Source organism: Nocardioides sp. cx-173 (assembly GCF_021117365.1).
Lineage (GTDB): Bacteria > Actinomycetota > Actinomycetes > Propionibacteriales > Nocardioidaceae > Nocardioides.
Window position 1 is genome coordinate 3018744 of record NZ_CP088262.1, and the last position, 24676, is coordinate 3043419.

30 protein-coding genes are annotated in these 24676 nt (G+C 73.8%); 15 read left to right on the forward strand and 15 right to left on the reverse strand.

All coding sequences use genetic code 11. From position 1 onward, the window contains the following. Nucleotides 1-83 precede the first annotated feature (83 nt). Nucleotides 84-1031 (forward strand): helix-turn-helix domain-containing protein, encoded by a 948-nt coding sequence (locus LQ940_RS14650; RefSeq protein WP_231243893.1) that lies wholly within the window; start codon nucleotides 84-86, stop codon nucleotides 1029-1031. Here the strand turns inward: LQ940_RS14650 and LQ940_RS14655 are convergent. Continuing rightward, the gene (locus LQ940_RS14655; protein ID WP_231243892.1) at nucleotides 1028-1246 is read right to left on the reverse strand and encodes a hypothetical protein; all 219 of its coding nucleotides are present in this window, start codon (nucleotides 1244-1246) and stop codon (nucleotides 1028-1030) included. The two genes, LQ940_RS14650 and LQ940_RS14655, sit on opposite strands and share 4 nt — an antisense overlap. An 83-nt stretch (nucleotides 1247-1329) precedes the next feature. Here LQ940_RS14655 and LQ940_RS14660 point away from each other — a divergent pair, with 83 nt between their 5' ends. Then, nucleotides 1330-1950, forward strand: coding sequence for a TetR family transcriptional regulator (locus LQ940_RS14660; RefSeq protein WP_231243891.1), 621 nt, complete (start codon nucleotides 1330-1332; stop codon nucleotides 1948-1950). Here the strand turns inward: LQ940_RS14660 and LQ940_RS14665 are convergent. From LQ940_RS14665 to sodX, 4 genes are all read right to left on the reverse strand, one after another. Beyond that, nucleotides 1947-2642, reverse strand: a complete 696-nt coding sequence (locus tag LQ940_RS14665) for an SDR family oxidoreductase (protein ID WP_231243890.1) — start codon at nucleotides 2640-2642, stop codon at nucleotides 1947-1949. The two genes, LQ940_RS14660 and LQ940_RS14665, sit on opposite strands and share 4 nt — an antisense overlap. Then, the gene (locus LQ940_RS14670; RefSeq protein WP_231243889.1) at nucleotides 2639-3616 is read right to left on the reverse strand and encodes a zinc-binding dehydrogenase; all 978 of its coding nucleotides are present in this window, start codon (nucleotides 3614-3616) and stop codon (nucleotides 2639-2641) included. The genes LQ940_RS14665 and LQ940_RS14670 overlap by 4 nt, the downstream gene beginning before the upstream one ends. Nucleotides 3617-3639: 23 nt before the next feature. Next, nucleotides 3640-4755, reverse strand: coding sequence for an NAD(P)-dependent malic enzyme (locus LQ940_RS14675; protein WP_269214881.1), 1116 nt, complete (start codon nucleotides 4753-4755; stop codon nucleotides 3640-3642). Nucleotides 4756-4884: 129 nt separating this feature from the next. Continuing rightward, the gene (gene sodX / locus LQ940_RS14680) at nucleotides 4885-5205 is read right to left on the reverse strand and encodes a nickel-type superoxide dismutase maturation protease (RefSeq protein ID WP_231243887.1); all 321 of its coding nucleotides are present in this window, start codon (nucleotides 5203-5205) and stop codon (nucleotides 4885-4887) included. 49 nt (nucleotides 5206-5254) lie between these two features. On the opposite strand from sodX, the gene sodN reads away from it, so the two are divergent. After that, a complete protein-coding gene (sodN, locus tag LQ940_RS14685) occupies nucleotides 5255-5656 on the forward strand; it encodes a superoxide dismutase, Ni (protein ID WP_134742060.1) in 402 nt (133 codons plus the stop codon). Between the two features lie 112 nt (nucleotides 5657-5768). On the opposite strand, the gene LQ940_RS14690 is transcribed toward sodN, so the two are convergent. Beyond that, complete coding sequence (locus LQ940_RS14690) at nucleotides 5769-6275, reverse strand: helix-turn-helix transcriptional regulator (RefSeq protein WP_231243886.1); 507 nt, start codon at nucleotides 6273-6275, stop codon at nucleotides 5769-5771. Between the two features lie 124 nt (nucleotides 6276-6399). On the opposite strand from LQ940_RS14690, the gene LQ940_RS14695 reads away from it, so the two are divergent. Both LQ940_RS14695 and LQ940_RS14700 read left to right on the forward strand, forming a co-directional pair. After that, nucleotides 6400-6822: an anti-sigma factor gene (locus LQ940_RS14695; RefSeq protein ID WP_231243885.1), complete on the forward strand. Its 423-nt coding sequence runs from the start codon at nucleotides 6400-6402 to the stop codon at nucleotides 6820-6822. 1 nt (nucleotide 6823) lies between these two features. Continuing rightward, complete coding sequence (locus tag LQ940_RS14700; protein WP_231243884.1) at nucleotides 6824-7645, forward strand: RNA polymerase sigma factor SigF; 822 nt, start codon at nucleotides 6824-6826, stop codon at nucleotides 7643-7645. Here LQ940_RS14700 and LQ940_RS14705 read toward each other — a convergent pair whose 3' ends face one another. Next, nucleotides 7646-8047 carry a hypothetical protein gene (locus LQ940_RS14705; RefSeq protein ID WP_231243883.1) on the reverse strand — a complete coding sequence of 134 codons (402 nt, stop codon included), beginning with the start codon at nucleotides 8045-8047 and terminating at the stop codon, nucleotides 7646-7648. A 196-nt stretch (nucleotides 8048-8243) separates the two neighbouring features. Here LQ940_RS14705 and LQ940_RS14710 point away from each other — a divergent pair, with 196 nt between their 5' ends. Continuing rightward, nucleotides 8244-8495, forward strand: a complete 252-nt coding sequence (locus LQ940_RS14710) for a WhiB family transcriptional regulator (RefSeq protein ID WP_091026397.1) — start codon at nucleotides 8244-8246, stop codon at nucleotides 8493-8495. A 13-nt stretch (nucleotides 8496-8508) separates the two neighbouring features. Here LQ940_RS14710 and LQ940_RS14715 read toward each other — a convergent pair whose 3' ends face one another. Then, complete coding sequence (locus tag LQ940_RS14715; RefSeq protein ID WP_231243882.1) at nucleotides 8509-9984, reverse strand: sensor histidine kinase; 1476 nt, start codon at nucleotides 9982-9984, stop codon at nucleotides 8509-8511. 88 nt (nucleotides 9985-10072) lie between these two features. Between LQ940_RS14715 and LQ940_RS14720 the strand changes: the two genes are divergently transcribed. The 5 genes from LQ940_RS14720 to LQ940_RS21885 are packed head-to-tail and all read left to right on the forward strand — an operon-like array spanning nucleotide 10073 to nucleotide 13631. Further along, complete coding sequence (locus tag LQ940_RS14720) at nucleotides 10073-10915, forward strand: DUF2785 domain-containing protein (RefSeq protein ID WP_231243881.1); 843 nt, start codon at nucleotides 10073-10075, stop codon at nucleotides 10913-10915. A gap of 9 nt (nucleotides 10916-10924) precedes the next feature. Then, nucleotides 10925-12616 carry an acetolactate synthase gene (locus LQ940_RS14725; protein WP_231243880.1) on the forward strand — a complete coding sequence of 564 codons (1692 nt, stop codon included), beginning with the start codon at nucleotides 10925-10927 and terminating at the stop codon, nucleotides 12614-12616. Then, on the forward strand, nucleotides 12616-13116 hold the full coding sequence (locus LQ940_RS14730) for a GNAT family N-acetyltransferase (RefSeq protein WP_231243879.1): 501 nt from the start codon (nucleotides 12616-12618) through the stop codon (nucleotides 13114-13116). The genes LQ940_RS14725 and LQ940_RS14730 overlap by 1 nt, the downstream gene beginning before the upstream one ends. Continuing rightward, nucleotides 13116-13499, forward strand: coding sequence for a thioesterase family protein (locus LQ940_RS14735; RefSeq protein ID WP_231243878.1), 384 nt, complete (start codon nucleotides 13116-13118; stop codon nucleotides 13497-13499). Before LQ940_RS14730 ends, LQ940_RS14735 begins: the two co-directional genes overlap by 1 nt. 57 nt (nucleotides 13500-13556) lie before the next feature. Continuing rightward, nucleotides 13557-13631 carry a 50S ribosomal protein bL37 gene (locus LQ940_RS21885; RefSeq protein ID WP_371863162.1) on the forward strand — a complete coding sequence of 25 codons (75 nt, stop codon included), beginning with the start codon at nucleotides 13557-13559 and terminating at the stop codon, nucleotides 13629-13631. Between the two features lie 96 nt (nucleotides 13632-13727). Here LQ940_RS21885 and LQ940_RS14740 read toward each other — a convergent pair whose 3' ends face one another. Further along, the gene (locus LQ940_RS14740) at nucleotides 13728-14294 is read right to left on the reverse strand and encodes a TerD family protein (protein ID WP_231243877.1); all 567 of its coding nucleotides are present in this window, start codon (nucleotides 14292-14294) and stop codon (nucleotides 13728-13730) included. Between the two features lie 164 nt (nucleotides 14295-14458). On the opposite strand from LQ940_RS14740, the gene LQ940_RS14745 reads away from it, so the two are divergent. After that, on the forward strand, nucleotides 14459-15319 hold the full coding sequence (locus LQ940_RS14745; protein WP_231244000.1) for a pseudouridine synthase: 861 nt from the start codon (nucleotides 14459-14461) through the stop codon (nucleotides 15317-15319). A gap of 9 nt (nucleotides 15320-15328) precedes the next feature. Here the strand turns inward: LQ940_RS14745 and LQ940_RS14750 are convergent, their stop codons facing one another. From LQ940_RS14750 to LQ940_RS14760, 3 genes are all read right to left on the reverse strand, one after another. Further along, complete coding sequence (locus LQ940_RS14750) at nucleotides 15329-15850, reverse strand: hypothetical protein (protein ID WP_231243876.1); 522 nt, start codon at nucleotides 15848-15850, stop codon at nucleotides 15329-15331. Nucleotides 15851-16056: 206 nt separating this feature from the next. Further along, nucleotides 16057-16398: a hypothetical protein gene (locus tag LQ940_RS14755; protein ID WP_231243875.1), complete on the reverse strand. Its 342-nt coding sequence runs from the start codon at nucleotides 16396-16398 to the stop codon at nucleotides 16057-16059. Next, nucleotides 16395-19457: a BTAD domain-containing putative transcriptional regulator gene (locus tag LQ940_RS14760; RefSeq protein WP_231243874.1), complete on the reverse strand. Its 3063-nt coding sequence runs from the start codon at nucleotides 19455-19457 to the stop codon at nucleotides 16395-16397. Before LQ940_RS14760 ends, LQ940_RS14755 begins: the two co-directional genes overlap by 4 nt. Nucleotides 19458-19554: 97 nt before the next feature. Between LQ940_RS14760 and LQ940_RS14765 the strand changes: the two genes are divergently transcribed. Then, complete coding sequence (locus LQ940_RS14765) at nucleotides 19555-19857, forward strand: hypothetical protein (protein WP_231243873.1); 303 nt, start codon at nucleotides 19555-19557, stop codon at nucleotides 19855-19857. Then, on the forward strand, nucleotides 19854-20684 hold the full coding sequence (locus tag LQ940_RS14770; protein ID WP_231243872.1) for an NmrA family NAD(P)-binding protein: 831 nt from the start codon (nucleotides 19854-19856) through the stop codon (nucleotides 20682-20684). Before LQ940_RS14765 ends, LQ940_RS14770 begins: the two co-directional genes overlap by 4 nt. Before the next feature lie 7 nt (nucleotides 20685-20691). Here the strand turns inward: LQ940_RS14770 and LQ940_RS14775 are convergent, their stop codons facing one another. Then, nucleotides 20692-21843 carry an MFS transporter gene (locus tag LQ940_RS14775; RefSeq protein WP_231243871.1) on the reverse strand — a complete coding sequence of 384 codons (1152 nt, stop codon included), beginning with the start codon at nucleotides 21841-21843 and terminating at the stop codon, nucleotides 20692-20694. Nucleotides 21844-21865: 22 nt separating this feature from the next. Here LQ940_RS14775 and LQ940_RS14780 point away from each other — a divergent pair, with 22 nt between their 5' ends. Further along, nucleotides 21866-22438 carry a TetR/AcrR family transcriptional regulator gene (locus LQ940_RS14780; protein ID WP_231243870.1) on the forward strand — a complete coding sequence of 191 codons (573 nt, stop codon included), beginning with the start codon at nucleotides 21866-21868 and terminating at the stop codon, nucleotides 22436-22438. Nucleotides 22439-22443: 5 nt separating this feature from the next. Here LQ940_RS14780 and LQ940_RS14785 read toward each other — a convergent pair whose 3' ends face one another. Together LQ940_RS14785 and LQ940_RS14790 are read right to left on the reverse strand one after the other, a co-directional pair. Further along, a complete protein-coding gene (locus tag LQ940_RS14785; protein ID WP_231243869.1) occupies nucleotides 22444-23055 on the reverse strand; it encodes a hypothetical protein in 612 nt (203 codons plus the stop codon). Further along, nucleotides 23052-24395, reverse strand: a complete 1344-nt coding sequence (locus LQ940_RS14790) for an MFS transporter (protein ID WP_231243868.1) — start codon at nucleotides 24393-24395, stop codon at nucleotides 23052-23054. The genes LQ940_RS14785 and LQ940_RS14790 overlap by 4 nt, the downstream gene beginning before the upstream one ends. Nucleotides 24396-24676: the final 281 nt, after the last annotated feature.

Here is a 24676-nt window from a genome sequence, read left to right on the forward strand (position 1 = left end):
CCGCACCACCGGTCCCGCACCGGGCTCGTGCAGGGACCTGTGGTCGCCCTCTCCTACAATCGTCGCAACGACGAGGGGGCGCAGTGGTCGCGGGGGACGTGCAGGAGGCGCTCGACGCGCTCGCCGAGGAGCTCGGCCGGAGTCTCACCCTCGACTCCCCCGACGGCATCCTGCTGGCCCACAGCATCCGCGGCGACGACAGCGACCGGGCCCGGGTCACCAGCATCCTGCGGCGCAGCGTGGCCCCCGACGTCCACGCGTGGCAGCTGCGGCACGTCGACCCGTCGCTCGACGTGCTCCAGCAGGTGCCCGCCAACGACGCGCTCGACCTTTCCGCCCGGCGTTGCCTGCCGGTGCGCGCGGGCGAACGGTGCCTGGCGCTGCTCTGGCTGGTCGACGACGGCCGGCCCCTGGCCGCCGCGCACCTGAGCGCCGTACGGCGGGGGGCGGCGGGGCTCGCCCGACTGCTGCCCGCCCGCGTCGCCGGAAGCGGTCGGCTGCGGGTCGTGGCCACCGACGACGATCGCCCGCCCGTGGTCGTCTCCTCCGAGGCCGAGCTCGCCCGGGCGATCGCCGCGGCCCCACCGGGCACGGCGGTCGGGGTCAGCGAGCCGGGGCGCGCCGGGGAGAGCGCGGGCGCCAGGCTGGTGCGGCAGGCCGTGCTCGCCGCCCGCGTGGCCGCCGAGGACCCCGGGGTGCCCTCGCCCGCCCACTGGCCGGGCCTGGGCGTCTACCGTCGCCTGGACGAGGCCCTCGGACCCGTCGGCGCCGACCCGCTCGCGGCGCTCGACGCGTCACCGTCGGGCCCGATGCTGCTCGAGACGCTCGAGACCTTCCTCGACCTCGCCGGCGACGTGCGTGACACGGCCGAGCGGCTGCGGCTGCACCGCAGCAGCCTCTACTACCGGCTCGAGCGTCTCGCCGCGGTCCTCGGCGCCGACCTCGGCGACGGCCTGGTGCGGCTGGACCTCCACCTGGCCCTCAAGCAGCGCCGCTGGGCCCGGGTCTCCGCGACCCGCGGGTCTCCCTAGTCCTGCTGCTCCTGCGCCGCCCGCTGCGCGGCTTCCCGGATCTCATACAGCTCGGTCGCCAGACCGCCCAGCGCCCCGGCCACGTCCTGCACGGCCTTGCTGACGATGCCGGCCAGCTCGCCCGCGGTGGCGGCGGCCGCCTGCACGACGGACTGCACGGCGTCCTTGCCGATCTCCTGGCCGGACAGGTGGTCGGGTCCCGATCGCTCGCTCATGGCGCCATTGTCACCCGCCGCGGCGAGGTCGCCAACGGCGCCGCCCGTGAGAGTGAACACATGTCCACTGATATCGTGGAGTGGTGAGCGAGACTCGGGGCGAACGCAAGGAGCGCACCCGGCGCGCCATCCTGGACGCTGCGCTGGCCCTGTGCGAGGACAGCAGCCTGGTGGCGCTCTCGCTGCGGCAGGTCGCCAAGGAGGTCGGCATCGTCCCGACCGCGTTCTACCGGCACTTCGAGTCGATCGAGGCGCTCGGGCTCGAGCTGGTCGACGAGTCGTTCGTGTCGCTGCGGGCGATGCTGCTCGACGTACGCCGCAGCAATGCGGCCTTCGACGAGACCATCGACTCCTCGATCGGGATCCTGGTCGACCACGTGCGCCGGCAGCGCCAGCACTTCCAGTTCATCGTGCGCGAGCGCGACGCCGGCCCGCTCAGCGTGCGCACGGCGATCAACCGCGAGATCGAGCTGTGCCAGCAGGAGCTGGCCACCGACCTCGCCCGCCTGCCCGGCACCGCGGACTGGTCGCCCGAGGACCTGCGCATCCTCTCCGCGCTGATCGTCACCGCGATGGTGGCCACCGCCGAGGCGATCGTCCGCTCCCCCGACCGCCCGGATGTGGAGAAGCAGATCGTCGAGGACGCGCGGGTGCAGCTGCGCATGGTCCTCATCGGCGCCCTCAACTGGCGCTCGCGGCGCTAGTTCGCGCGCGCCACGACCGGGCGGATCGTGACCTCGGGGATCGTCGCGTCCTCCGGCAGGTCCAGGACGTGCAGGATCGTCTCGGCGACGGTGGCCGGCGAGATCCAGCGAGACGCGTCGTAGGTGCGGCCCTCCTGCTCGTGCACCTTCTCCTGCATCGGCGTCGCCGTGCGGCTGGGGAACACGGTCGTCACCCGCACGCCGTGCTCGACCTCCTCCGCCCGCAGCGAGTCGGCGAGAGCGCGCAGCCCGAACTTCGACGCGGCGTAGGCCGACCAGTCGGCGCTGGCCGAGAGGCCCGCGGAGGAGTTGACGAAGACGAACGTCCCCCGCCGGCGTCGTACGGCGGGCAGGCACAGATGGGTCAGCACCGCGGGCGACACCAGGTTGACGTCGACCTGCGCCCGCAGCTGGGCAAGCGGCTGCTCGGCCACCGGCGCGAGATCGACGACGCCCGCGACGTGGAGCACGGAGTCGAGCTCGTCGGGAAGGCCGGTCAGCGCCGTGACCGCCTCGGGGTCGGCCAGGTCGACGGCGAGGACCCGGCTGCCGGGGTAGCGCGACTCCAGCTCGGCCGCCCGCTCGCCGGAGCGGGCCAGCAGCACCAGCGTCTCGCCGCGCGCGTGCAGCCGCTCGGCGAGCGCGGCACCGATGCCGGAGCCGGCGCCGGTGAGCAGGTGGGTGGCGCTCATCGCGTGAAGACGACCTTGCCGAACAGGTCGCCGGCCGACATCGCCGCGAAGCCGTCGCGGGCCTCGGTCATCGGCAGGGCGCGGTCGATCAGCGGCCGCACGCCGGTGGCGTCCAGCATCGCCACCAGGGAGGCGAGCTCGGCGCGGGTGCCCATCGTCGAGCCGATGACGCTCAGCTGCAGGAAGAAGATCCGGGTGAGCTCGGCGTCGTCCAGCTTCGGCCCGGACGTGGTGCCGCTGATGACGATCCTGCCGCCGGGTCGCAGGGCGCGCACGGAGTGCGACCATGTGGCCCGCCCGACGGTCTCCATCACCGCGTCGACCTTGACCGGCAGCCGGGCCCCGGACTCGAAGACGTCGTGGGCGCCCAGCTCGAGCGCCTTGGCGCGCTTGGCCTCGTCGCGCGAGGTCGCCAGCACCCGCAGTCCTGCGGCCCGCCCGAGCGCGATCAGGGCCGTGGCGACACCGCCGCCGGCCCCCTGCACGAGCACCGTGTCGCCGGCCTTGAGGTCGCCTCGGGTGAACAGCATCCGGTACGCCGTCAGCCAGGACGTGGGCAGGCAGGCGGCCTCCTCGAAGGACAGCGACGCCGGCTTGGGCACGACGTTGGCCGAGGGGACGACCACGGTGTCGGCGAACGTGCCCTGATGACGCTCGGAGAGCAGTGAGCGCTGGGGGTCCAGGGTCTCGTCGCCGCGCCACGAGGGGTCCGAGACGACCGCGTGGACGACGACCTCGTTGCCGTCCTCGTCGACCCCCGCGGCGTCGCAGCCCAGGATCATGGGCAGCGCCTCCTCGCGGAGCCCGACGCCCTGGAGGGACCAGAGGTCGTGATGGTTGAGCGAGGCGGCGCGGACGGTGACCCGGGTCCACCCGGCCGGGACCTCCGGATCGGGCCGCTCCCCCACCACCAGTCCGGCGAGCGGGTCCTCGGAGTCGGCGGGGGCGAAGGAGTCGGCGTAGACGGCGAACATGCCCCGACCCTACTGAGCCGCGCTCAGCGCCGGGCGACCCCGTCGCGGCGGGCGGCAGCGGCGACGGCGGCCGCGACCGCCGGACCGACGCGCGGGTCGAACGGCGAGGGGATCACCAGGTCCTCGCTCAGGTCGTCGCCGACCAGGTCGGCGAGCGCCTCGGCGGCGGCGAGCTTCATGCCCTCGGTGATGGCGGTGGCGTGGACGTCGAAGGCGCCCCGGAAGATCCCCGGGAAGGCCAGCACGTTGTTGATCTGGTTCGGGAAGTCGGAGCGGCCGGTGGCGACCACCCGCGCGTGTCGGCGAGCCACCTCGGGGTGCACCTCCGGGTGGGGGTTGGCCAGGCCGAAGACGATGGAGTCCGCCGCCATGCGGGCGACGTCCTCCTCAGGCACGGTGCCGCCGGAGACCCCGATGTAGACGTCGGCGCCGTCCAGCACGTCCGCGAGCGAGCCGGTGCGGCCGGTGCGGTCGGCGGTCAGCACCGCGAGGGCGCGCTTGACCGGGGTCAGGTCGCCGCGCGAGGAGTGCAGCACGCCCTTGCGGTCGGTGACCGCGAGGTCCTGGATGCCCGCCTCGAGCAGGATCTTCGCCACCGCGACCCCCGCGGCCCCGGCGCCGGAGATCACGACCCGGGTCGTGGCCGGAGAACGGCCCGTGAGGCGGAGCGCGTTCTTGAGCGCGGCGAGGGCCACCACGGCGGTGCCGTGCTGGTCGTCGTGGAAGACGGGGATGTCGAGGCGCTCCTTGAGCCGGTCCTCGATCTCGAAGCAGCGCGGGGCGGAGATGTCCTCGAGGTTGATCCCGCCGAAGCTCGGCGCCAGCCGGACCACGGTCTCGATGATCTCCTCGGTGTCGGTGGTGTCGAGGCAGATCGGGACGGCGTCGACGCCGCCGAACTGCTTGAAGAGCACCGCCTTGCCCTCCATCACGGGCATGGCGGCGGCCGGCCCGATGTCGCCCAGGCCCAGGACGGCGGTGCCGTCGGTCACGACCGCCACCACGTTGGGCACCCAGGTGTAGTGCTGGGTAAGCGACGGGTCGGCGGCGATCGCCTCGCACACGAGGGCGACGCCCGGCGTGTAGGCGAGGGACAGCTCCTCGGGGCCGGTCAGTGCCGTCGTCGAGACGACCTGCATCTTGCCTCCGACGTGGAGGTCGAAGACCGGGTCGCCGACGTGGGGATGGGCGGGATTCTCAGCAAGTGACACGTCAACGATACTTCCATAGGGCGGAACGCCGGATCCGACCGTCCACCATGACCCACATCACAGGCGCCGGGCCGGCCGCGGCCAGACCCGGCCGAGGACCACGCCGCGCACGTCCTCCTCCGGCACGGCCCCGCGATGGCGCGAGTCGACGCCCTCAGCCGCGTTGTCGCTGAGCAGCCACCAGCCCGCCGTACGGCGCTCCGCGGCGCGCTTGACGACCAGCCTCCCGTCGGGGAAGCGCGCCACGACCACGTCGCCGACCTCGGGGCGACGGCGGTAGGACACGAGCAGCCGATCACCTTCACGCAGGGTGGGCTCCATCGACGCGTTGCGCACGAGTGCCCAACCCCAGAACGCCCCTCGTGACCGACTGTCCATGCGGAGTAGTGTCGCAACGACACGCATCACCCACGACGAGAGGACACGCATGTTCGCGCGACTGTTCGCCCCCACGGTCGAGGTCTCGGCCCACTGCGACCTGCCCTGCGGTGTCTACGACCCCGCCCAGGCCCGCATCGAGGCCGAGTCGATCAAGGCCATCATCGCCAAGGTCGCCGACAACGACGACCCTGACTTCCGCACCCGGGCGATCCTGATCAAGGAGCAGCGCTCCGAGCTGGTCAAGCACCACCTGTGGGTGCTGTGGACCGACTACTTCAAGCCCCCGCACTTCGAGAAGTACCCGCAGCTGCACACCCTGGTCAACGAGGCGACCAAGCTGGCCGGCGCCTCCGGCACCAAGGGCGAGCTCGACGCCGGCAAGGCCGACGAGCTGCTCGCGAAGATCGACGAGATCGCCGAGATCTTCTGGGAGACCAAGAAGGCCTGACCGGCCTCAGGCAGGTCGTCGACCTGCGCCGTCTCACCCTCGGCCATGGTGCGCCGCACCACGCTGATCGCCCGTCGCCCCGGTTGTCCGCCTGTCATCGGGGCGGCGGGCTTCACCGTGAGTGACGCCCGCTGTCGACCACCGTGCGACTGGGTCTCGGGGCGAACCCGTTCTCCATGGCCCAGCGCACCGCCTGGCTGCGGGTGTGCACCCCGATCTTGCGGTAGGTCGTGCGGATGTAGGTCTTGATCGAGTTGACGCTCAGGAAGACGGTCGCACCGATCTCCTTGTTGCTCAGGCCCTTGGCGATCAGGGCCAGCACCTCGGCCTCCCGGTCGCTGAGGTCGTGTCTGCGGCCGGGCCAGTCGCCGCGGGTCCGCTCGGGCGGCGAGTGGGCCAGGCGGGTGACTCGCCCGACTCCCTCGTGGATCTCCTCCAGCGACTGGACCGCGTCGGCGGGGGTCAGCGTCTTGGCCAGGTACCCACTGGCCCCGGCGTCCAGCGCCACCTGCACCGCCGCCGGGTCGGTGACCCAGCTGAACACCACCAGCCTGGCGCCGCCACTGAGCCGCAGCACGTCCCTCAGGCCCAGCCCGGCGGCCGCTCCCGTCTGGACCACCGCCGCCTCCGCGTTTGTCCGGTCGGGTCCTCGGGTACACGCCCGGTGGCCGGCCTCGGCCGCTCCATGCTCCGCGCAGTAGGGTCCTGCTCGATCTGCCTCGCTTCAACGAAGGACGAAACACATGTCGGTGACGGGCACGGCCCAGCAGGGTGACCACCAGCGCGACCGGGCCGACGTCGAGCTGCGGCTTCCCGCCGACAGCGCGTACGCGTCGGTTCTTCGCACGACCACCGCCGGGCTGGCGGCGCGCCTGGACTTCACCATCGACGACATCGAGGACCTTCGTATCGCCGTCGGCGAGGCGTCCGCGTTGGTGCTGCCCGAGGCGGACCCGGGCACCGACCTGATCTGCCGGTTCTACCTGTCCCCCGGCGAGCTGACGATCTCGGTCGGCGTCGCCGCCGCGGTGGCACCGGCGCCCGACTTCGACAGCTTCGCCTGGCAGGTGCTGACCACCCTCGCGACCAGCGCCACCGCCACCACCGAGGGCGGGCGGTTCGTGGTCACCATGACGATGCAGTCCTCCATCGCGACGTCTGGCTGATATGACCGCGCAGATCCCCCCGGACGAGCCGGTCCCCCTCGACGACCCGGCGCCCACCGGCGTCGAGGTCACGCGCCGCCGCAGCGCCGAGCTCTTCACCGAGCTCCATGACGACACCGCACCACAGAGCTCGCGCGACGCCGCGCGCGACTCGCTGGTGCACCTGCACCTGCCGCTCGTCGAGCACTGCGCCCGCCGGTTCCGCAACCGCGGGGAGCCGTTCGAGGACCTGGTCCAGGTCGGCACGATCGGGCTGATCAAGTCGATCGACCGCTTCGACTCCGACCGGGGCGTGGAGTTCTCGACCTACGCCACCCCCACGATCATCGGCGAGATCAAGCGCTACTTCCGCGACAAGGGCTGGGCCATCCGGGTCCCGCGCCGCCTGCAGGAGCTGCGGATGCAGATCGGCGCGGCCACGGCCGAGCTCACGCAGTCGCTCGGCCGCTCCCCCACACCCCGCGAGCTGGCCGAGACCATCGGCTGCACGGTCGAGGAGATCGTGGAGGGCATCGAGTCGAGCAACGCCTACTCGACGCTCTCCCTGGATGCCAGCGACGACTCCGAGGAGGGGTCCGCCTCGATGCTGGACGCCATCGGCGTCGACGACGCCGGCCTGGAGCACGTCGAGATCCGCGAGTCGATCAAGCCGCTGCTCGACCAGCTCGACCCGCGGGAGAAGAAGATCCTGCTGCTGCGCTTCTTCAAGAACATGACCCAGTCGCAGATCGCCGAGGAGATCGGCGTCTCGCAGATGCACGTCTCGCGGCTGCTCACCCGCACCCTCGACCAGCTCCGGACCTCCCTGGAGCAGGAGGACTAGCTAGTCCTCCTCCCCGCGCGAGCCGGTCGGGTCGTCTTCGAGAACCGCACGGGTGGCCGGGTGCAGCATCGCGACGATGACCGCGATCCCCACGACCGCCAGCGGCAGCGCCACCAGGGGGAAGTCGCGCAGGTTCCAGGCCAGGCCGAGCTGGATCAGCTGGGTGAGCAGGACCGGACCCCGGGCCCAGGAGTGCTGGCGCAGCAGCGCCCAGGCACAGGCGAGCAGCCCGAGGCCGTAGCCGGCGAAGAAGATGCTGGTCGTGACCCCCATGGCCATCCGCTCCGCCGCGACGTGGCTGATCTCGAGCACCGCGAGCACCGTGAGCACCGCGCCCTGGAGTGCGACGAGAGCGGCCGCGATCCGCAGGGGGAACGGCGTGGCAGAGGGTGTGGAGGGCACCGGGGAAGGGTACGGGGCCGGCATGCGGGCCCGGCTGTGACCCACAAGACCACCCGAAAGGCTTGAATCGCGCGGCATTACTTGCGAGTCTGGTGGGGCGCTCGTGAACACGTTCACTTTCTGCGTTCCTAAACGCGCGCCCGCAGGCCGGAGAACCCCGACCTGCACTCGATCCGAAAGAGAGATCCACCACCCCATGGATTGGCGTCACCGTTCCGCGTGCCTCGACGAGGATCCGGAGCTGTTCTTCCCGATCGGCAACACCGGTCCGGCCATCCTCCAGATCGAGGAGGCCAAACAGGTGTGCCGGCGATGCGACGTGCGCGAGCAGTGTCTCGCGTGGGCCATCGAGGCGGGGCAGGACCACGGCGTCTGGGGCGGCCTGAGCGAGGACGAGCGCCGCGCTCTCAAGCGCCGCAACGCCCGCTCCCGCGTCCGCACCGCCTGAGTCCGCTCCGGTCTCACTCCGCCGGGACGTCGAACTCGGCGCGGGTGCCGGGGCCGTGCGGGCGACTGCCCAGGGACAGCTGGCCCCCCAGCTCGGACTCCACGAGCGTGCGCACGATGGAGAGTCCGAGGCTGGACGAGGCGTCCACGTCGAAGTCCTCGGGGAGCCCCCGCCCGTCGTCGTCGACGCTCACGTGCAGGCGGCCCACCAGGCGGCGCACGGTCACCGTGATCGTGCCCTCCAGCTCGAGGTCGTCGGCGTCGTAGCCGTGCTCGACGGCGTTCTGCAGCAGCTCGGTCAGGGCCATGGCCAGTGCCGTGGCCGACTCGGACGGCAGCACCCCGAAGGTCCCCTCCCTGCGCACCTGCACGCGCCCGCCCTGGGAGCCGACGTCGGCGACCATCGCCCCGAGCCGGTCGGCGATCTCGTCGAAGGCGACGTTCTCCTCGACGGCCTGGCTCAGCGTCTCGTGCACGATCGCGATCGAGCCGACCCGCCGTACGGCCTCCTCCAGGGCCAGCTTGGCCTCCTCGGAGCCGATCCGGCGGGCCTGGAGCCGTAGCAGCGCGGCCACCGTCTGGAGGTTGTTCTTCACGCGGTGGTGGATCTCGCGGATGGTGGCGTCCTTGGTGACCAGCTCCCGGTCGCGGCGGCGCAGGTCGGTGACGTCGCGGACCAGGATCAGCCCGCCGATGTGCTCCCCGTGCGGCTTCAGCGGCACGGCGCGCACGATCAGCGACACCTCGTCCGTGCCGATCTCGGTGTCGCGGTGCGCGCGGCCGCCGAGCACCGCGCTGAGGGTCTCCTCGTCGGGGCGGCGCCGGGGCGGCACCAGCTCCCGGGTCAGGTCGGTGAGCAGGAGGCCGGCCAGGTCGCCGGACAGCCCGAGGCGGCGGTAGACCGACAGCGCGTTGGGGCTGGCGTAGACGACGCGTCCGGCCGCGTCGACGCGGAGGAACCCGTCACCCACCCGTGGGGAGTCGGCGTGGTCGCTGCGCTGTCCCTCCGAGGGGAAGTGCCCCGAGGCGATCATCTGGGTCAGGTCCGCGGCGGTCTGCAGGTAGGACAGCTCGAGCCGGCTCGGCGTCCGCACGCCGAGCAGGTTGGTGTTGCGGGCGATGATCGCGATCACCCGTCCGGCACGCCGCACCGGGATGGTCTCGACGCGCACCGGCACGTCGTCGCGCCACTCCGGGTCTCCTTCGCGCACCAGCCGCCCGCGCGACCACGCCTCGTCGAGCATGGCGCGGCGCCCGGTGGGCACGAAGGTGCCGACCACGTCGTCGACGTACGCCGTCGGGCCGGTGGTGGGGCGCATCTGCGCCCCCGCCCAGAAGCCGTTGCCGGCTCGGTCGGGCAGCCACAGGACCAGGTCCGCGAAGGAGAGGTCCGCGATGATCTGCCAGTCCGCCTGGAGCAGCATGAGCCACGCCACGTCCGCCTCGTCGAGGTCGGTGTGGCTGCGCACGAGCTCGCTCAGGGTGGGCACCGGGCAACCCTAAAGCGTCGGTCGAGGGCTGCGGGGGGCCCGAGACCCAGGGAGGACCGGGGCCACCTTCCTTTGGCACTATGGGCCCATGTCGGCGGCGTACTGGAAGCAGGTCCATGACGAGGACTTCGCGGTCCCCACGGACCGCCCCCTCGCCGACCTCACCGCCGAGCTGACCCGGCTGCTCGGCGAGACCGACCCGCACCTGCGCGACCGGCTGGCGCTGCCGGCCCTGGCCACCTGGGTAGAGCGCGGCGTCTACGATGACCTGCTGCGCGGCCTCGGGGACGGGATGGCCGCCGGACTGCGCGTCGGCCTCGGCGAGCGCGAGACCGACTCGGTGTTTCGCCGCAGCTTCTCGGTGCTGATCCTCGGCGAGTGCATCGCCCGCGACAACCAGCGCCCGCTCGTCCCCGGCGGCAAGGTCCTCGACTGGGGCGACCGGATCGCGACCTGGATGCTCCAGGAGCGTGACCTGCGCGGCTACGTGCCCGGCAAGGGCTGGGCCCATGCCGTCGCGCACGGCGCCGACGCCCTGGGCACCCTGGCGCGCTCGCCGCACGTCGGTGCCGCGGAGCTGGTGGTCATCCTCGACGTCATCGCCGAGCGACTGGCGCTGCCGGTCGACGCGCTCTTCAGCGCCGGTGAGGCGGACCGGCTGGCCCTGGCCGCCATGTTCGTGCTCCGCCGCAACCGGGTGCCGCTGGACCTCCTGGAGGCCTGGGTGGGCGCCCTGGCCGCCACCGCCACGCGCACGTGGGGCCCCGATCGCGACCCCTACCTGGGCAGCGGCAACGCCGAGGCGTTCCTGCGCGCGCTCTACCTCCAGCTCGCGCTCGGCCAGCGTCCGCCCGCCGTACGGGCGGACCTGATGCTGCTCCTGGTCGACGCGCTGCGCTCGGCCAACCGCGGATTCCTCGAGGCTGAGTAACCTGCGGGCATGACCCAGATCGCTGACGACACATCAGGGCAGGCCGCGACCGACGGCACCGTCGAGGGACACTCCGGTGAGCTCGCCGTCTCCGTGGCCCGCACCTATGGCGTCGAGACCATGTTCACGCTGTCGGGGGCGCACGTCTTCCCCATGTACGACGGCGCGGTCAAGGCCGATCCGCCGATGCGCCTGCTCGACGTACGCCACGAGCAGACCGCGGCCTTCGCCGCCGAGGCCACGGGCAAGCTGACCCGGGTGCCCGGTCTGGCGGTCCTGACCGCGGGGCCCGGGGTGACCAACGGCATCAGCGCGATCGCGCAGGCGCAGTTCGCGGGCTCGCCGATGGTGGTCGTGGGCGGACGGGCACCGGCCAACCGCTGGGGCAGCGGCAGCCTGCAGGAGCTGGACCAGCCGCCCATCGTCGAGTCGGTCTCCAAGCTCGCGACCACCCTGCACACCGCCGGCGACGTCCTCGGCGGCATGGACCGGGCCTTCTCCGCCGCGGGCTCCTCGCACCGGGGCCCGGTGTTCGTCGACGTGCCGATGGACGAGTTCTTCAACTCCGCCTCGGGCCCGGCTCCGACCCGCTCCTCCACCCGCGGAGCCGAGCCCGACCCCGAGGCCGTCTCCCGCATCGCGGGCCTGCTCGCCGGTGCCGCGCGCCCCGTCCTCATCCTCGGCACCGACGTCTGGGCCGACGGCGCGGAGGAGGCGGCGCTGCGCTTCGTGCAGGACGTGGGCGTCCCCGTCATCACCAACGGCATGGGCCGCGGGGTCATCCCCGGCGGCCACCCGCTGCTGGCCACGAAGGCCCGCGGCCAGGCCCTCGGCGGCGCCGACCTGGTGGTCGTGGTCGGCACCCCGCTCGACTTCCGGCTGGGCTACGGGATCTTCGGCGGCAAGGACGGAGCGGAGCCGGCGCGGGTCGTGCACGTCGCGGACTCCCCCGGCCAGGTCTCGGGTCACGCGTCCCTGGCCGCGTCGGTCTCCGGCGACCTCACGTCGGTCTTCGACGGACTGCAGGCCGCGCTCGAGCGCGGGGCCAAGCCCGACTGGCGCACCTGGGTCTCGACGCTGCAGGAGACGGTCGCCGCCGCGACGGCGCGCGACCTGGAGCTCCTGCGCGCCGAGGCGGACCCGATCCACCCCGCGCGCATCTACGGCGAGCTGGTCCCGCGACTCGCCGAGGACGCGGTCGTCATCGGCGACGGCGGGGACTTCGTGAGCTTCGCCGGCAAGTTCGTCGAGCCCAAGCGGCCCGGCGGCTGGCTCGACCCGGGCCCCTACGGCTGCCTCGGCGCCGGCCTGGGCTCCGCGATCGCCGCCCGTCTGGCCCGTCCGTCGTCGCAGGTCGTGCTCCTGCTCGGCGACGGTGCCGCCGGCTTATCGCTCATGGACGTCGACACCCTCGTGCGCCACGACCTCCCGGTGGTCATGGTGATGGGCAACAACTCCGCCTGGGGCCTGGAGAAGGGCCCCATGCAGATGCTCTACGGCTACGACGTCGTCGCCGACCTCGCGCCCCGCACGGCCTACGACGAGGTCGTCAAGGCGCTCGGCGGCGCGGGTGAGACGGTGACCGACCCCCGGCAGATCGGCGCCGCCATCGACCGCGCCTTCGACGCCGACGTGCCGTACCTGGTCAACGTCATCACCGACGTCGACGCCGCCTACCCGCGCAACACCTTCGGGATCTGATGCGGCTGCGACGCGCCACGCCCGAGGACCACGAGGCGGTCGGGCGGGCCACCGTGGCGGCGTACGCGCCGTTCCTGCACGACGGCGGGCCGACCTCCGACTACGCGCTGCGGCTGGCCGACACGGCGACGCGCGACCGGGAGGCGGAGGTCTGGGTCGCCGAGGAGGACGGCGAGATCCTCGGCTCCGTCACGATCTGCCTGCCCGGCACCCCCTGGGCACAGCGCGCCGAGGAGGGAGAGGGCGAGTTCCGCATGCTGGCCGTCGACCCGAGCGCCCGGGGCCGCGGCGTGGGCCGCGCGTTGCTGGACCTGGTCGTGGAGCGCCTGCGCGCCGACGGAGCCCGGGCGGTCGTGCTCGGCAGCCTGGGCGACATGACCGACGCACACCGCCTCTACGAGCGCGCGGGCTTCACGCGCGTGCCGGAGCGGGACTGGTCCCCGCAGCCCGGGGTGCACCTGCGCTGCTACCGGCTGCCGATGACCCGCGAGGAGCCCTGATGGAAGCCGCCCTGACCTTCACGGTCACCGACGACGACACCGCGGTCGCGGTCGGCTCCGGGAGCCTGCCGGTGCTCGGCACGCCGCGCCTGCTGGCCTGGCTCGAGGCGGCCACCTGCGCCGCGATCGACCCGACGCTGCCTGCCGGCTCGACCAGCGTCGGCACCCGGGTCACGCTCGAGCACCTCGGCGCCAGCCCGGTCGGTCAGGAGATCGAGGCGACCGCCTCGGCGGCGTACGTCGACGGCCGGCTGCACCGGTTCACGGTCGCCGCGCGCCACATCGACGCGGGGTCGGCCGGCAAGGTCGTCGCCACCGGCGAGGTGACCCGCGTCGTGGTCGACGCGGAGCGTTTCCTGAGCCGGATTTCTCCTGGGTCCTGAGGTCTGCGAAACTGACCCTTGGCCCTCAGCGGGTCGTGACCGATTCGAGGAGGAACCATGGGCAAGACCGGACGCAAGCGCCGCGCTCGCAAGAAGAAGGCCGCCAACCACGGCAAGCGCCCCAACGCCTGAGCGACCCCGCTCGGCAGTTGCACTGAACCCCCCACCGCTGGTCGGGGGTTCGTTGCATTTGGACAGCACGGCGGCCGGCCAGACGACCGCCCGCCGTCAGAGGTAGGGCTGGAGCACCGCGACGGACTCGGTGGGGACCTTGACGGCGATGCCCTTGCCGATGGCGACGAGCGTCCAGCCGGTGCCGGTGCGGACCAGCTTGGCCATGACGACACCCGTCTCGGGGACGCCGGCGGTGAGCCGGTACCGGGCGAGCTCGACGCCCTCCTCGTCGACGATGCGGACGTAGGCGCGATCGACCCAGGTGAGACTGTGGCCCTGGTAGCTGCTGACCAGCAGCACGATGGTGTCGACCGGGCCGTAGACGCGCGCCAGGTCGACGTCGATCACCTCGTCGTCGCCCTCGCCCGTCCCCGTCTTGTTGTCGCCCCGATGCACCACGGAGCCGTCGCGGGTCGCCAGGTTGTTGTAGAAGGCCAGGTCGAAGAGCCGCTTCCCGGCGAACTGCACCGCCGAGGCGTCCAGGTCGACGTCCGGAGCGCCGGTGCCGATGACGCCGGCCGTGGGGATCTTGTCCCAGCCGAGCCCGACCTGGATCCGGCCCAGCGGCCTGCCGTCGGGCGTGGTGAGGGGCAGCTCCTGGCCCTGGGTCAGCTCGATCACGCGCGTCCTCCTTGCTGGTGCCTCGACGGTACCGGCCCCGTGGGTGCGTCTAGCCTCGTCAGGTGCCTCCCCGCTCCCCGCTCGCGCCGCGTCACGGCCTCGCCTCCGCGTGGCTGCGTACGCCGGACCGGGAGCCGGCGGGGCGGTCGGTTCCCTGGCCGACGATGGGCGCCTGGCTGCGCCACCGGCTCGACGGACGCACCGACGTCGACGGGATGCTGGTCGGTGGTCGCTTCGTGTACGACGACCTGCGAGCGGTGCAGGAGGAGGACCCCTATGCGCCGCACACGTTCGTGTGGTTCCACCGGGACCTGCGCGAGGAGCCCGAGGTGCCGGGCGAGCTGCGCGTGCTGCACCGCGACGAGCGGATCGTGGTCGTCGACAAGCCGGCGTTCCTGGCCACGATCCCCCGGGGTCGGCACGTGCGCCAGAGCGTGGTGGTGCGGCTGCGCGACGAGCTGGGGCTGCCCGAGGTGTCTCCCCTGCACCGGCTGGACCGGGTCACGTCCGGGGTCCTGCTGCTCGCCACGGAGAAGCGCTGGCGCGGCCCCTACCAGGTGATGTTCGAGCGCGGCACCGTCCGCAAGACCTACCGGGCCCTGGCGCCGTGGCGCGAGGAGCTCTCACTGCCGGTGACCGTCCGCGACCACCTGCGCAAGACCCGCGGCGAGTGGCGGGCGGAGGTCGTGCCGGGGCTGCCGCCCAACGCCGAGACGCTGGTCGAGGTCGAGTCGCGCGACGGCGACCTGGCCGTCTACCGGCTCACGCCACGCACCGGTCGCACCCACCAGCTGCGGCTGCACCTGCACGGCCTGGGCATCCCGATCGTCGACGACCCGCTCTACCCCGTCGTGCGGGAGACCTCCGTCGACGACTTCTCCCGCCCGCTCCAGCTCCTGGCGAGCGAGCTGGCGTTCACCGACCCGGTCGACGGGTCGGCGCGCCGGTTCGTGAGCGGGCAGCGGCTCCCGGTGTCGGCGGGCCGTCCCCAAGGCCGGCCCGCCGACGTAGGGGGCGGTGAGTAGGGGTCGGCGCTACCCGGGCCGGCGGGTGGTCGCGGCGGTGAAGAGCGCGCCCAGGAACGCCAGGGCCGAGCCGGCGAAGCTGGTCATGACCTCGGGCGCCTCAGCCGACCGGCCCAGCGTCATGAGGAGCACCGTGACCCCGAAGCCGAGGTAGACCGCGGTGCTGAGGCCGCCGATGAAGCGGACGTCGCGGACCGCGCGGGCGAGGCGTGCGGCGCCGCTCCGGATCGCCGACCGCACCCGCTGCCACGGCGTGCGGTCGTCGTGGAGGCCGAGGTGCGCCGGCTCGGCGGCCGCCGCCTTGACCCCGTAGAGCGCTCCGACCGCGGCGGCCAGCGTGGTCGCGAGCGTGCCGAGCACGCCGACGCGGAAGTCGTCGACCGGCATGCGGGGCACCGGTGGCGATGCGTCCGGCGTGGGGCTGAAATCCCGGAAGTCGAGCAGCAGGTCACCCCAGGCGGCCACGAAGACCGCCAGGAAGAGCAGGCTGCCGAGGGCCTTCAGACCGTCGGCCACAGGAGGCGCTGACATGACACGTCCTCGGTTCGCCGGCGCTCAGCGCGGCTCGCCCGCGGGCGAGCCGTCGTCGCCGGCCGAGGCGAGCGCGAGGGGGCGTGCCGTGAGCGAGACCCGGGGATGGTGGCTGCGGAACATGGTCGACTCCTTCGGTGCTGGCCGGGCTTGTCCCGGCACAGGCGAGGGTCGTCGTCAGCAGCAAAGACTCCGCAAAGAGAGGCTCAGTCACCCGCCAGCTGGATCACGACCGAGGTGATCTCCGCCGGAGTCCCCTGCTCGTCGTGCTTGAAGTCGATGTCGTACGCGACGCCCAGGCTCTCGAGCAGGTCGACGATCGCCACGAGCCGCCCGGTGACGGGCCCGGGCCAGATGACCGGGTCCCCCAGCCAGTCGGCCTCCTCCTGGCTCGGCTCCCAGCCGCGTGCCGCGACCTCGGCGACCAGGTCGGCCGCCGGCGGGTGCAGCTTGGGCTCCTGCGGCTTGCGGCTGCGGGTGCTCAGGTGGCCGACCAGGTCGGCCAGCCGTGGGATGGTCTTCGGCTCGACGCCACCGCCATCGGTCATCTGCGTGCCTCCATCGTGTCGACGTCGCGCTCCCACCAAGGAGCCCGCATGGCTCTGGAGTCGAAGCGTGCGCTCGCACGGCACGACTCCGCAAGGGCCGGCGCGCCGGCGAGGTCGTGCAGACCGGCCAGGACCGTGTCCACCGGGCCGAGGGTCGCGACCGACGTGCCGAGCAGGACCCAGGAGCCGGCGTACGGCGCCAGCGCGGCCCGCAGCCCCGGCGGGTCGACGCCCACGGCGATGGCCGCCCGCGCGGCGAGGTACAGCTCCGCCGAGCGCCGCCAGCGCGCCGGACCGGCCAGCACCGCGGTCACGCGGCGTCTCACCTCGTCCGCGGACGCCCGCCCGGCCGCAGCGTCGAGCATCACCGCCGCGGCCTCGAGCAGTCCGTCCTCGATCTCGTGGGACATGGGTCCGCGGGCGACCTCGGCCAGCGCCGCCCCGAGCTCGTCGTGACGGCCGGTGAGGAAGAGGCCGACGAAGGTCTGGAGCTGGACGACGTCGTCGCGCGTCTCGATGGGCATCCGCGCCCACTCGGCGTGGGCGGCTGCCGCGGCCGCCAGCGCGGTGTCCGGGTCGCCCTCGCGCAGCTCGCGCTCCACGTCGAGCAGCGCCGTCCACCACCGGCCGTGCGCGCTGTAGGCGCGGGTCGCGACCGCCCGCAGCTCCTCGCGCGCCGCCCTCGCGGGTCCCGCCTGGCAGCAGGCCATGAGGTCGTCGACCCGGTGCCGCAGCCCGTACACGAGCAGGGCGTCGTCGCCGATCTGCCGCGCGAGCTCCACCGCGGCCTGGGAGAGGGGCAGGCGATGGCGCGCCGGCTCCCCACGGTGGAAGGAGAGCCGCCACTGCGCGGTGAGCGAGGTCAGCAGCGCCCGGGGTGTGCCCACCCGCTCGCACTCGGCGAGGAGGTCCTTGGTGCGGGTCTCCAGCTCGTCTGCCGACGCCGCCGCTGCCCAGAGGTCGAGCAGGACGACCCGGCTCGTCTCGTCGAGGCGATCGCGCTCGCGCAGCCACCCGGCGAAGGCGCCGACCACGGCGGCGTCGGCGGACTGCGGAGCGAGCATCCCGACGTAGTCGTCGAGTGCGGCCAGCAGCCGCTCGTCCTGCCCGTCGCGGCGAGACCTCCCCATCACCTCGAGCAGCACCCGGCGCGCGTCGGCCACCTGACCGGCCACCAGATGCGCCCGGGCGACGCCGTGGCGCGCCTGCGGCCAGAGCGGGTCGCCGGGCCGATCCACCAGCCGGTAGTGGTCGAGGGCCGAGGCGGCGTCACCGGCGTGGAGCGAGGCCGCGCCGGCAGCCACAGCCCACTCGCTGACGACCTCGGGAGGCAGCCAGTCGCGATACCTCGGCACCGCCCGGCCCAGCGAGAGGGCGGGCGGCCCGACCTCGAGCAGCCGGCGGAGCAGGTCCACGGACCGCGCCGGCCCCAGGGTGGCGCGCAGGGCCTCCGACAGCATCGGGTGCGCGAGCGCCACCAGGGCGCCCTCGTCCACCACGATCCTGCTCACCAGCAGCTCCTCGAGGGCCTCACGGCCGTGCGAGGCACAGGCGACGGACGCCGGCAGCGGGGCTTCGGCGACCGCCAGCGCGAGCGCGAGCTCCACCGCCGCCGGCGACTGGTCGCTCAGCACCCGCTCGTGGAGGGCCCGATGGGCGTCACCGGGCAGGGTGGCGTGCTCGACCAGCAGCGGGATCCCGCCGGTCGCCTTGAGCGTCTCGTCGTCGGGGACCGCGGTCGGGTCGATGCGCTCGGCGAGGGTCCGGCACTGCTCGAGGGTGAGCGGGGGCAGCACCACCTTGGTCGGCTGCCACGCCGCCCAGGGATCGTCGGCGGTCGGCCGGCGGGCCAGCACCAGGCGGTAGGACGCCTCGGGCAGCCGGCGCAGCAGGTCGAGGCTGGGGCCGTCCGGGCGCTCGGCATCGTCGACGAGCAGGACGACGCCCGCGGGCAGGCGGGAGCGCAGCAGGTCCTCGACCGCCAGCGGCAGCACCGCGGGACCGAGGCCGTCGCCCAGGCCCGCCGCGTGCTCGCGCAGGGCGCGCCAGGCCGGGTCCTCGTCGGGCGGCTCGAGCGCGGACAGGATGCCGTGCACCAGGGCGAACGGCGTGCTCCCTCTCGCCGAGACCTGCACGGCGCCCTGGCCGGCGAGCTCACCCAGGAGCGCCGTCTTGCCGATCCCGGCCTCCCCGACCAGGCACAGCACCCGCGGCTGGGCCGGTTGCTGGGCTGGTGGTGGGGCTGGTGGTGGGGCTGGTGGTGGGGCGAGCAGTCCGCGCAGCGTCCGCACCAGGTCGTCACGTCCCACCAGCCGCGACTCGGCAGCCGGACCTCGCGGCGACAAGGTCGGTCCGAGGCTCGGGGCGTTGGCGAGCAGCGCCTGCTCGACCGCGTCGATCACGGGGGACGCGTCGAGGCCGAGCTCCGTCGCCAGCAACGCTCGGAACTCGCGCAGCCCCGCCAGCGCCGGCTCGGGGCCCGAGAGCTGGAACCGCGCACGCGCCTCGAGCGCGGCGAGGCCCTCGTCGTAGGGGTGGTCGCGGCCCAGGCGCTCGAGAGCCGCTCGCGCCTGGTCGGCGCGCCCCTCGTCGAGCAGACGGGCGACCAGAGCACGGCCGGCCTGGGTCCGCACCAGGTCGAGGCGACTGCGCTCATCCTCGACGAGCACCCCGCTCACCCCCGGGAAGGCCTCGGCGTCCAGTGAGCGGAGCACCTCGGCGCGGACGCCCGCCTGGACCAGCCCGACGTCGTACTCGTCGGCCTCCAGTCGCAGGCGCCACCGGCCGTTGACCCGGGCCAGCCTGCTCGACGCCGCATGCTGGCGGTCCGGCTCCAGCGCGTCCCTGAGCTTCGACAGGTGCACCCGCAGCGCCGCCGGTGCGGTCTTGGGCGGCCGGCCGTCGTACAGGGCGTCGACGAGCTGGTCGCCGGTGAGCCCGTCGCGCAGGTTGGCGACCAGGAGGGCGAGCAGCAGCCGCAGCTTCGGCGGGAGCGGCACGGGTGTGCTTCGCCGGGAGAGCGAGACCTCGCCCAGCACCCTGACGAAAACCTCACCCATGGTCCCCAACCTAGGACCGAAGGCGCCGTTGCGCCTGCCCTCGCACGAGATCGCCGGGCGCTGGCTAGGCTGGCCCTTTCGACGAACGGGGTACGAGATGGTGGCCAGCCGGTCCGCCCGCGAGCGCAAGGCCAGGGTCGAGGCGGGCCCCCTGGCGAGGGTGCGGATCGACCTGGGCGAGCAGGAGCAGTTCGTCTACAAGGTGACCTGCACCGAGTGCGTCGTCCGTGGCGACCGGCCGTGGTCGGCCTACCGCCCCGGTGAGGACAACGGGTTCCTCGCCGCGATGGACCGCTGGACCTTCCACCTCGTCGAGCGGCACCCGGGCGCCGAGGCGCCGTGCCTGGCCTATCTGGACGCGGCCCAGCAGCGTCTGCAGGAGCGACGGGAGCAAGCGTGACCCGGGTGCTCGTCACCGGCGTGCGCGGCAAGACCGGCGCACCGTTGGCCGGGCTGCTCCTCGCGCGAGGGGTCGAGGTGCTCGGCGGCAGCAGCAGCCACCCGGGCACGGTCACCCTCGACGGGGTCCGCCCGACGTCGTTCTCGTGGGACGACCCGGCCGGCTGGGACCCCGCCTTGGACGGCGTCGACGCGGTGTACGTCGTACGCCCCGACCGCGCGGACTCCCCCGAACTCATCGGCGCACTGCTGGGCCGGGCCGCCCCCGGCACGCGGGTCGTGCTGCTGTCCGAGCAGGACGCCGACTACGAGGGACCGGCCGGGTGGGCGCCCCGCTGCGAGCACGCGGTGCGCGAGAGCGGCCATGACTGGACGGTGCTGCGGCCGAGCTGGTTCATGCAGGTGCTCACCGACCCCCGCTTCTACCGCGACCAGATCCTCGAGGCCGGCCACCTGCCGTTCCCGAGCGGTGGACGGTCTCTGGCCTGGATCGACGCCCGAGACATCGCGGCGGTCGCCGCGCAGGCGCTGCTCGAGGAGGGGCACGCCGGGCGGGTGCACGAGATCACCGGCCCCGAGGCCCTGTCGCTGCCACGCACCGCGGAGCTCCTCTCCGCGGCTCTGGGCCGCCCCGTGACCCACCAGGAGTCGAGCGTGGCCGACCAGCTGGAGGGGCTGGAGGGGTTCGAGCGGGACCTCACGGCCCTGACGTTCGCGCGCGTGCGGGCCGGCAGCTTCTCGGCGGTGACCGACACCGTCCACCGGGTGACCGGGCGACCGGCGCGCTCGCTGGCGGCGTTCCTGGACGACGCCCACCTGCGCCCCTGAGGCGGCCTCACGCCTCCCGTCGCCGCCCGCACAGGGCGGACCCGACCGCGACGGCGGCCGCGAGCAGGAAGACCGTCGTCAGGCCGTGACGGTCGACCACGGGGCCGGCGGCCGCTGACCCGACGGCCTGGCCGAGCATCAGCGTGATGAAGAGCAGGGCGGTGCCGGGGGCGACCTCGTCGGGCTCGAGGTGACTGGTCCACGCGATGAGCACGGAGCTCGCGGCCACGAACGCCCAGCCGAAGACGGCGCAGGCGAACACGGCCACCGCCAGGTGTCCGGACCCCAGCCCGAGCGCGGCGACGGACCCCGCGACTGCGGCGTTCGTCAGCAGCCAGGCGGGCTCGGGCCGGAGCGCGCTCATGCGGCGCGCGGTCACGACGGTGAGGGTCCCGCCGAGGCCGAGCGCGATCCACGCGACGGTGGCGGCCGAGCCGGAGGCGCCCTCGTCGATCACCTGGTTCCGCCCGTAGGTCCAGACGACGACCGAGGCGGCACCGAGCAGCAGCGCCGCGAGCGCCGGCAGCCACAGGCCGGCGACCCAGTCCCAGGTACGCCGGACGGCAGGGCCGGCCGTGGTCTCCGCGTCCACGGCGGGCCGGTCGAGGACCAGGACCGCGATGCCGGCCGCCGCCGTCAGTACGGCGCTGACGACGAAGCCCAGGCGCCAGTCGGGCAGCAGGACCAGGGCGAGCACGCCGGCCGCGACCAGCCCCGGGCCGGTGCCGGCGTTGACCCGGGCCTGGGCGCGGGCCTCGCGCTCGGGCGGCACGTTGCGCTGCACGACGGCGACCAGGCCCGGGGACGCCAGGCCGGCGCCCATCGAGCTCACGACCGCCCACGGGGTGAAGATCGCCAGGCTCGGCGACAGCGCCATGCCGACCGCACCGACGGACGCGGTCAGCAGCGCCCCCACCACCAGCCGCCGCGCCTGCGTCGCCGCGGCCAGGCCGAAGACCGCCCCGGCGGCGTACGCGACCGACGCGCCCGACGCGACGTACCCCGCCATCGCGGAGCTCATCTCGAGCGAGACGCGGATGTCGGGCAGGAACAGCCCGTAGGCCAGGCGCACGAGCCCGTAGGTGCCGGCGATCAGCGAGGTACCGGCGACGACCAGTCGGGTCTCCCGCCGTACTGCTAACGATAACGCCCGTTTCACTTTTCGAGTCTAAGGTAGAGGCGTGCCCATCCGCGACAGCACCCGTCTCCGACTTCTCGACGCGGCCGACGAGCTGCTCTTCACGCGCGGGGTCAGCGCCACCCCGGTCGACCGGGTCCTGGAGCGGGCCGGGGTGTCCCCCGCGACCCTCTACCGGGCCTACGGCAGCAAGGAGGGCCTGGTCGCCGCCGCGCTCGACCGACGCCACCAGGAGTGGCTCGCGGCGTGGGACGAGGCGATCGCCCGCGCCACCGACGATCGCGCCCGGCTGCTGGCCGTGTTCGACGTGCTGGAGGACTTCCGCACGGGCCCCGAACGCGCCCGTTGGTGCGCGTTCCTGGGGACGGCCGCCGAGTACGCCGACCCGCCGCCCGTCCTCGCCGCGGCCCTGCGACAGGAGTCCGCGTCGATGCGGCAGCGCCTGACCGAGCTCGCCTCCCCCGTGGCCGGCGCGCGTGCCCCGGCACTCGCCGAGGCCCTCACCCTGGTCGTCTCCGGTCAGCTCGCCATGCGGCTGCGCGACGGGCGGGCGAGGCCGGCCGGCGCCCGTGCCGTCGCCGAGACCCTGGTCGACCATCCGGAGGCGCTGGCCTGACGGGCTCAGATCAGGTCGCGCAGGCGGGCGGCGAGCGAGTCCTTCACGGCCTGCGTGATCGCGGCCTCGAGCTGCCGGTTGAGGTCGTCCTGGTCCTCGAGGTTCGCCAGGAGCTCGCGCAGGTCGAGGTCGTCGATGGCCCGCACGAGCACGTCGTCGGTCTTCAGGGCCGCATCGATGACGGAGTCGGGCAGCGCCCGAATCGCCGCCTCGAGGAGCCCATTGAGATCGGCGTTGTCGAGCGCCTCGTCGACGAGCTCGGAGGCCGGCGGCAGCATGCCCTCCTCCTCCAGGCGCCGTACGGCGGCCAGGAGTCCGTCATGCAGCGCCTCGATCTCGGCGTCGGTCGGATCCTCCGTCTGGGCCAGCTCAAGCGCGAGCGCCTCCCGACTGACGTCGAGTCGGCAGGCGGCGCCGTCGACGCCGAGCAGCACGAGGCGCTCCGTGAGGCCCTCGATGCCGTCGGCCCGCGAGGTCACCTCGCGCTGGACGCAGGGGTCGGCGGGCCGCAGCGGCTCGAAGCTGCCGCCGCCGTTGGCCAGCTGGACCGCCAGCACGCCGCCCACGAGGGCCACCGCGAGTGCGGGCAGGCCGGAGGCCCGGAGCCGGGCGTTCACGACGCCCTCCGTCGGCCCGGCACCACCATGACGAGCAGGGCAGCGAGCGCGAGAGCGGCACCGATCAGGAACGAGTCGCGGAACGCGTACGTGGCGGCGCGCTCGAGCTGGGAGTCCAGGTCCCGCTCGAGCGCGTCCGCCGCGGCGCGCTCCTCGGGCTCCAGCTCCGCCGCGGCGAACGCCCGGTGCAGGTCGGGGATCTGGCCACGCTGGTCGGCGAGCTCGTCGCCCAGCGCCCGCGCGATGGCGATCTTGCTGTCCGGCGTCAACGGGGCGTCGAGCACCAGCGCCGTGATCGCCTCCTGCGCGGGCACCTCGGCCTCGCGCAGGTCGGCGGTGAACACCGGCGTCAGGATCGCCAGCCCCACGACCACGCCGACGTGACGGGCACCGATGGTCCACGCCGCGTGGTGGGCCCGGGGCAGGCGCATCTCCATGGCCTGGGAGGTCAGGCGGTCGACGGTCAGCCCGAGTCCCAGCCCCACCAGGGCCTGCGGCGCCACGGTCCAGGCCAGGTGGGCCGACGGCGGCAGCGCCAGCCCCGCCAGGCCGCCCGCGACCAGCAGGCAGCCCACCGCGACCTCCAGCTCCGGCGGCGGCCGGAAGAGGCGGGCGAGCGGCCTCGCGGCCAGCGCGGCGACCGGGACGACCGACACGGTCAGTGCCGCGGTGGCCGGGCTCCGCCCCCAGCCCTGGACCAGCAGGAGCACCAGCAGGAACAGCGCCGCCGTCAGCGCGGCCGAGAGCAGGGCGAGCGTGACGTTGGGCCGGATCGCGGGTCGGTGCCGGTCCGGTGGGAGGGCCGGGGCGCCCGGCACGGCGAGCGCCGCGGGCACCGCCAGCGCCGCGAACGGCACCTGGGCCACGAAGATGGCCTCCCACGAGATCGCCTGCGTCAGCAGGCCGCCGGCGACCGGGCCGGCCGCCGTACCGACGACGCCCGCCGTGACCCAGGCGCCCACCCCCCGCCGCTCACCCCACTCGGCGACCAGGAGCTCGAGGCAGCCGACGAGGGCCAGTGCCCCTCCCAGCGCCTGGACGCAGCGCGCCACGATCAGCACCTCGATCGAGTCGGCCACCGCGCACCAGGCCGAGGACCCGGCGAACGCCGCGATGCCCACGGCGCTCACCAGCTGCGGGCGGGCCCGCGCGAGCCCGATCGCAGCCGGTACGGCGCCCAGCCCCAGCACCAGGTTGAACGAGATCAGCACCCACGCGACCTGCCCCACCGTGGCGTCGAGCTCGACCAGGATGTCCGGCAGCGCCAGCGTCACCACGGCCGAGTCCGCCAGCACCAGCGCCACCGTCACCACGAGGAGAGGGGCCACCGCACGACGCACGGCGACATCCTCGCAGCACCTGGGTTGTGAATACGGGGCGCCTTGCGCCAGCCCGACCGGCAGGGGCCGTTCTCAGGCCCCGCGTCCGATGACCAGCCTCGTGGCACGGGAGTGGTCGGACATGAACGCCTACGCCGAGGCGAAGGCGACTGCCGCCGGTTCGCAGAAGGCATCGCGCCCGGTCGATGCTCGGCCCCGTCCCGAGGGGTTGGAGCAGCTCAAGCGCTCGTCCGGCCTGCTCCAGGACCCCTTACGGTCACCGAGCACCTGCAGACGAGCGG

What these genes read in the sequence shown, in the direction of transcription:
- LQ940_RS14765 (WP_231243873.1), top strand. Translation starts at nt 19,555, where the DNA reads ATGGTGGCCAGCCGGTCCGCCCGCGAGCGCAAGGCCAGGGTCGAGGCG.
- LQ940_RS14670 (WP_231243889.1), bottom strand. Translation starts at nt 3,616, where the DNA reads ATGTTCGCCGTCTACGCCGACTCCTTCGCCCCCGCCGACTCCGAGGAC.
- LQ940_RS14720 (WP_231243881.1), top strand. Translation starts at nt 10,073, where the DNA reads ATGTCGGCGGCGTACTGGAAGCAGGTCCATGACGAGGACTTCGCGGTC.
- sodN (WP_134742060.1), top strand. Translation starts at nt 5,255, where the DNA reads ATGTTCGCGCGACTGTTCGCCCCCACGGTCGAGGTCTCGGCCCACTGC.
- LQ940_RS14700 (WP_231243884.1), top strand. Translation starts at nt 6,824, where the DNA reads ATGACCGCGCAGATCCCCCCGGACGAGCCGGTCCCCCTCGACGACCCG.
- LQ940_RS14725 (WP_231243880.1), top strand. Translation starts at nt 10,925, where the DNA reads ATGACCCAGATCGCTGACGACACATCAGGGCAGGCCGCGACCGACGGC.
- LQ940_RS14745 (WP_231244000.1), top strand. Translation starts at nt 14,459, where the DNA reads ATGGGCGCCTGGCTGCGCCACCGGCTCGACGGACGCACCGACGTCGAC.
- LQ940_RS14675 (WP_269214881.1), bottom strand. Translation starts at nt 4,755, where the DNA reads ATGCAGGTCGTCTCGACGACGGCACTGACCGGCCCCGAGGAGCTGTCC.
- LQ940_RS14755 (WP_231243875.1), bottom strand. Translation starts at nt 16,398, where the DNA reads ATGACCGATGGCGGTGGCGTCGAGCCGAAGACCATCCCACGGCTGGCC.
- LQ940_RS14760 (WP_231243874.1), bottom strand. Translation starts at nt 19,457, where the DNA reads ATGGGTGAGGTTTTCGTCAGGGTGCTGGGCGAGGTCTCGCTCTCCCGG.
- LQ940_RS14695 (WP_231243885.1), top strand. Translation starts at nt 6,400, where the DNA reads ATGTCGGTGACGGGCACGGCCCAGCAGGGTGACCACCAGCGCGACCGG.
- LQ940_RS14750 (WP_231243876.1), bottom strand. Translation starts at nt 15,850, where the DNA reads ATGTCAGCGCCTCCTGTGGCCGACGGTCTGAAGGCCCTCGGCAGCCTG.
- LQ940_RS14655 (WP_231243892.1), bottom strand. Translation starts at nt 1,246, where the DNA reads ATGAGCGAGCGATCGGGACCCGACCACCTGTCCGGCCAGGAGATCGGC.
- LQ940_RS14730 (WP_231243879.1), top strand. Translation starts at nt 12,616, where the DNA reads ATGCGGCTGCGACGCGCCACGCCCGAGGACCACGAGGCGGTCGGGCGG.
- LQ940_RS14710 (WP_091026397.1), top strand. Translation starts at nt 8,244, where the DNA reads ATGGATTGGCGTCACCGTTCCGCGTGCCTCGACGAGGATCCGGAGCTG.
- LQ940_RS14665 (WP_231243890.1), bottom strand. Translation starts at nt 2,642, where the DNA reads ATGAGCGCCACCCACCTGCTCACCGGCGCCGGCTCCGGCATCGGTGCC.
- LQ940_RS14735 (WP_231243878.1), top strand. Translation starts at nt 13,116, where the DNA reads ATGGAAGCCGCCCTGACCTTCACGGTCACCGACGACGACACCGCGGTC.
- sodX (WP_231243887.1), bottom strand. Translation starts at nt 5,205, where the DNA reads ATGGACAGTCGGTCACGAGGGGCGTTCTGGGGTTGGGCACTCGTGCGC.